5 protein-coding genes are annotated in these 3,899 nt (G+C 71.0%); 2 read left to right on the top strand and 3 right to left on the bottom strand.

From position 1 onward, the window contains the following. Positions 1–594 precede the first annotated feature (594 nt). On the bottom strand, positions 595–1,035 hold the full coding sequence (locus ASG05_RS03045) for a GNAT family N-acetyltransferase (protein WP_056257162.1): 441 nt from the start codon (positions 1,033–1,035) through the stop codon (positions 595–597). A gap of 129 nt (positions 1,036–1,164) precedes the next feature. Here ASG05_RS03045 and ASG05_RS03050 point away from each other — a divergent pair, with 129 nt between their 5' ends. After that, positions 1,165–1,746, top strand: coding sequence for a hypothetical protein (locus ASG05_RS03050; RefSeq protein WP_056257164.1), 582 nt, complete (start codon positions 1,165–1,167; stop codon positions 1,744–1,746). Positions 1,747–1,839: 93 nt separating this feature from the next. Further along, the gene (locus ASG05_RS03055; protein WP_056257169.1) at positions 1,840–3,240 is read left to right on the top strand and encodes a LamG-like jellyroll fold domain-containing protein; all 1,401 of its coding nucleotides are present in this window, start codon (positions 1,840–1,842) and stop codon (positions 3,238–3,240) included. 121 nt (positions 3,241–3,361) lie between these two features. On the opposite strand, the gene ASG05_RS03060 is transcribed toward ASG05_RS03055, so the two are convergent. Both ASG05_RS03060 and ASG05_RS16795 read right to left on the bottom strand, forming a co-directional pair. After that, positions 3,362–3,607, bottom strand: a complete 246-nt coding sequence (locus tag ASG05_RS03060) for a zf-HC2 domain-containing protein (RefSeq protein WP_056257171.1) — start codon at positions 3,605–3,607, stop codon at positions 3,362–3,364. After that, the coding region (locus tag ASG05_RS16795; RefSeq protein WP_304437627.1) for a sigma factor-like helix-turn-helix DNA-binding protein at positions 3,604–3,899 on the bottom strand (296 nt) is incomplete at its 5' end. The genes ASG05_RS03060 and ASG05_RS16795, both read right to left, overlap by 4 nt.

Below are 3,899 nucleotides of genomic sequence, written 5' to 3' on the forward strand. Positions count from 1 at the left end.
ACTCCGGGCCCGACCCCAGGCGGCAACTCAGGACTTTCGCCGCGTCACGGGCGCCTGCGCGCCGCGAGCGCGTCGATCTCCTGAATTGCCGACCTCGACCGCGCACTCGGGCTGGCGCGCTCACTGACACTGGGGTCGCGCTCGAATCGGGGACGCCCTCACCCAGGGCCCGGCCTCACGCCGGGGACGGCCTCACTCCGGACCCGGCCCCAGGCGGCAACTCAGGACTTCTGCCGCGTCTCAGGCGCCTGCACGGCGCGAGCGCGCCGATCTCCTGAGTTGCCGACCAACGAGCTGGGCATCGGGGGCGTCTTCGGGTGTCGGCGCGGGCCCGACCAAGGCCCACGAGCGCGCCGATCTCCTGAGTTGCCGACCGACGAGATGGGCATCGCGGGCTACTTCGGGCCTCGGCACGGGCCCCGGCGAAGGCCCTCGAGGGGCGGATCTCCTGAGTTGCCGAGCAACGAGATGGGCGACACGAAGCGGCGAGGGCTCACCGGCTCGGCTCGGGCCGAACCGATGCCGAGCAGGTCTCAGGCAGGTCGACGAACCGACCCGCGCATAGACGATGCGGCAAGAGCCGCGACCTGCCGGTCAGATCAGCTTCGAGTAGCGGACGCCCGCCTCGTGGTAGCCGCGCTTGCGGTAGAAGCGGTTCGCCGAGTCCGTCGCCGCGGCCGACACGGCGTTGAGGACGCGCGCGCGGTTGCCGCGAGCCCAGGCCTCGACGTGCCCGAGGAGGTGCGAGCCGACTCCGTCGCGCCGGGCACGGTCCGAGACCACGAGCAGCAGCAGCTCAGCCGTCGGTGCGTCGTCGTTGTAGGCCCAGCGGAGGTGTGCCCCGGCGACCGCGGAGATGCGCCCGTCGCCGTCGCGCACGACCCACGTCTCGTAGCCGGACGCACTCGTCAGCCGGTCGAGTCGGGACGACAGGACGTCGGAGTCGAGCGAGTAGCCGAGCAGGCCGATCAACGAGACGAGGTCGTCGAGGTCGCTGGCGGTCGGGATGCCGAGTGGCTGCACCGGTGCGGTCATGTGTCGACGCTAGCGCAGCCGCGGCTCGGGAGGACACCCGACGAAACACTTGACCTTCCGTCGATTTCAACTTAGTATTTTGCATGTTGTACGAAACACTCAACTTCACGCCGATCTCAAAGGACCGACATGCACCTCTCAGCCCGATCCACCCGCCGTGCCGGCTACGCCGCCCTGCCCCTCGCCGTCCTGCTCAGCGGCGTCGTCGTCGCCACGACGTCGTACGCCGCGTTCAGCGACCGCACCGAGAACGCCGGCAACAACTGGTCGGCCGGCAAGGTCGCGATCAGCGACAACGACGCCGACCAGGCCCTGTTCAAGGCCTCTGGACTCATGCCCGGCGACGCCGACGACAACTGCATCACCGTCACGGCCGACACCAGCGGCCCGAGCACGGTGAAGCTCTACACGGAGAACACGCAGGACGCGGACCAGCTCGGCGCTTCTCTCCACATGAAGATCGAGCGCGGCGCGCTGACCGGCGCCGACTGCTCGACCTTCCAGGCCGACGGAGCAGCCGACTTCGACGGCACGCTCGCCGCGTTGGCGAGCAATTCGTCGTACGCGACCGGCCTCGGCGGCTGGGTGGCCGACGGCGCCGCGCAGTCGACCACCTACCGCATCAGCTACGAGCTCGACCCGAACGCCGACAACAAGGTGCAAGAAGCCTCGGCCAGCACCACCTTCGTCTGGGAAGCCCAGAGCAACTGATCCCGTCGGCGTCAGCCGACACCCCGCCCGACGCGCGTCGTCCGATCGACGCGCGTCGGGCCCCGTCCGTACCGTCGAGAGCAGGGAGCCCCGATGTCAGACCAGAACCACCCGTGCCGCGGCGACCTTCCCGTCGTCGCCGTGGCGACCCTCGCCCGAATCACCCTCTGGACCGTGCTGATGCTCGCCCTGTGGTGCCTCGTGCCCGCCGCCTTCGGTTGGCAGGTGACCACGGTTGCCAGCGACTCGATGGCCCCGGCGATCCGCTCGGGCGACGTCGTCGCCGCGGCACCCGTCGCCCCGGGTGATGTCGAACCGGGGCACGTCCTGCTGGTCGACGACCCCGACCACGACGACCGGCTCCGCCTGCACCGGCTCGAGCGCATCGAGGCCGACGGCCTCCGTCTGCGCGGCGACGCCAACACCGCCGCCGACAGCAGTCTCGTCGCACCCGAGGCCGTCCACGGTGTCGGCATGCTGCGGGTGCCCTGGGTGGGCCTGCCCGGCCTGTGGCTGGGCACCGGCGAGTTGGCCCCCCTCGTCGGAGTGGTCGTCGTGGCGGGCCTCGCCATCGCCCTCACCCGACTCGACCGGCCCATCCGTCGCGGTGAGCCCTGCCGCCGGTGCGGCTCGCCTCGGTGGCAGGCCGGCGAACACACCGTCGACGCGTCCGAGACCACCGACCCCTCGTCGATCATCCGGGGCGTCGCGGCCGCCGGCGTGATCGCCGTCGCCCTGACGTCGACCCCCACGCCGAGCGACGCGGCCTTCTCCGCCCAGACGGGCTCGGCAGCCACCCTCGCGACCGATCTCTTCCCCGCGTGCTTCGCCGGCCCTCAGCTCGACTCCCCCACCCTCGCCTGGGACTTCGGCGAACCCCGTGGCACCTCGGTGCGCGACGTGAGCGGTCACGGCGAGGTGGGCACGATGATCAGTGGCCCCCGACGCAACGACGGGCCGTGCGGCGGAAACCCGTCGATGAACTTCGGCGTGACCGACGCCCGAGTCCAGTCGTCCGTCCGCCAGACCGCCCCGCAGACCTTCACCGTCGAGGTCTGGTTCCGCACCGATCGGGCTCAGGGTCGCCTGATCGGCTTCAGCTCCGACAGCGTTGTGGCCTCGCCGTCGAAGGACCGCCACCTCTTCGTCGACGCGAATGGCAAGCTGCGGTTCGGCGTGCAGGGCGACAAAGGCTGGCGCTACGCGGACGTGAGCACGACCACCGTCACCGACGGCGCATGGCACCACGCGGTGGGATCGTTCACCGCCGGCTCACTCGACCTCTACCTCGACGGCGTCCTCCAGCAGCACCGCGACGACGCCCAGGCCCTGCAGTCGTACACGGGTTCGTGGCGGGTGGGCCGGGAGTCCCTCGACGGGTGGGCGGGCCAACCGTCGTCGTTCACCTTCATCGGCGACCTCGACACCGCCCGCACCTACGACACCGCCCTCGACGCGGCCGCGGTGCGCGAGCACTTCGCAGCCGGACGCTGACGCGGCGACGCCCACCGCGCCTCCTCGACGGGAGGCAGCGGTGGGCGTTCGTCACGTCACGAGCGCGCACGAGCCGAGGGGCCCAGGAGGCGCGGTGCCGGTCACCGGCTCCGCGCCCGCCTCAGCGGTGGGCGGACTGCAGCTCGCGCAAGCGGGCGAGCACGGTGGCGCGCAGGTCTTCGGGGGCGGTCTCGCGGCAGGCGCGCTGGACGGCCTCGGTCAGCACGACGCCGACCTTGTGCTCGCCCTCGCAGTCGACGCAGTTCGCCATGTGCTCGCGGATGTCGGCCGCGTCCTCGCGGCACAGTTCGTCGTGCAGGTACTCTTCGAGCTCTGCCTTGGCCTTGGTGCAACCGCAGTCGGTCATTTCTTTCCGCCCTTCGACGAGCCGACGGGCACGGCGATGCCGCGATCGCGTGCGTAGTCGGCGAGGAGTTCACGCAGCAGGCGACGGCCGCGGTGGAGGCGGCTCATCACGGTGCCCACGGGGGTCTTCATGATGTCGGCGATCTCTTGGTACGAGAAGCCTTCGACGTCGGCGAAGTACACGGCCATGCGGAAGTCTTCGGGGACCTTCTGCAGGGCGTCCTTCACGGCACTGTCGGGCAGGTGGTCGATCGCCTCGGCCTCGGCCGAGCGCGTCGAGCCGGAGGCGCGGG

Source organism: Frigoribacterium sp. Leaf186, assembly GCF_001423905.1.
In the GTDB taxonomy this organism is placed as follows: Bacteria; Actinomycetota; Actinomycetes; order Actinomycetales; family Microbacteriaceae; genus Frigoribacterium.